Source organism: Mesorhizobium sp. M4A.F.Ca.ET.020.02.1.1 (assembly GCF_004022645.1).
In the GTDB taxonomy this organism is placed as follows: Bacteria; Pseudomonadota; Alphaproteobacteria; order Rhizobiales; family Rhizobiaceae; genus Mesorhizobium.
Window position 1 is genome coordinate 1 of the sequence record NZ_RZOI01001218.1, and the last position, 912, is coordinate 912.

At 63.9% G+C, this 912-nt stretch carries 1 protein-coding gene; it reads right to left on the bottom strand.

Going from position 1 to position 912, the window contains the following annotated elements:
- Positions 1–230: 230 nt before the first annotated feature.
- A complete protein-coding gene (locus EN742_RS36180; RefSeq protein ID WP_245455496.1) occupies positions 231–737 on the bottom strand; it encodes a hypothetical protein in 507 nt (168 codons plus the stop codon).
- Between the last annotated feature and the right edge of the window lie 175 nt (positions 738–912).

Below are 912 nucleotides of genomic sequence, written 5' to 3' on the forward strand. Positions count from 1 at the left end.
GGAGTGGAAGATCGGATCCGCCTGACCCCTGCCAAGGCTGCGAACGCCTGAAATGGTTGCTGGCAAATGCCGCATCCGAAAGACGGATGCCATGGCAGGTTTGTCCATGCCGCTCTCCGCGATTCCCCAACGGAATGATTCCATAAGGTCTGGTTAATGACCAGCCCGTGCGAAAAGCCCGGGCGGCCGCCCGGGCTTCCTGTCATGCGTCCTTCTGCCGGCAGAAGCTGTCAGCTTTTCCAGTGGCGGTGGAACCAGTCGGGCTGCGGCTCGACGCTCCTGGCGATTGCCAGGCCGATCAGCACGCCGATAAGCCCGCCCAGCGTCAGTGCCGTCGAGATCGTGCCGGGGTTCTGCCGGACCGTTTCCGACACGCTCTGCGCCTGGCCGCGCACAGTCTGTGCCTGGCTGCGAAGCTGCTGTGCGGCGCGAGATGCCCCCTCGGCTGCACTATCGTACCAGCCGGAGGCTCGGTCGGCGGCACTGTCGTACCAGCCATGCCCCGTCTCGACGACGTCCTCCGCCTGTTCGGCCAACGCGCGGTTGAGCCTGCTGACCTCGCGCCGCAGCTCCGCGATCTGCTTCTTCAGCGCCGCTTCGGAAGCGCTTGAAGAGCTGCTGCGTGTCGTGCTGCTGCGTGCCGCGGCACGACTGCGCGCCGGGTTGCTCTGGCTTTTTGCATTGCCGTTGCTCGGCTGGGCTGAGCTGTTGCCCTGGCTGCTCTCGTTCTCGGCCATGGTTTTCTCCTCTTCGATGTACGCCAACGATCCCGACAGGCCATAGTTCCCAGTGAGATGCGGCGAGCAAGCCTTCTAGGAAAATTTTCCTTGCCGGGTGACGGCAGCTATGCTACTGTTTTGTCCATGGTGCTGATTTGCGCCGACGACCCGCCCGCCGAGGGCGGGTCTTGTT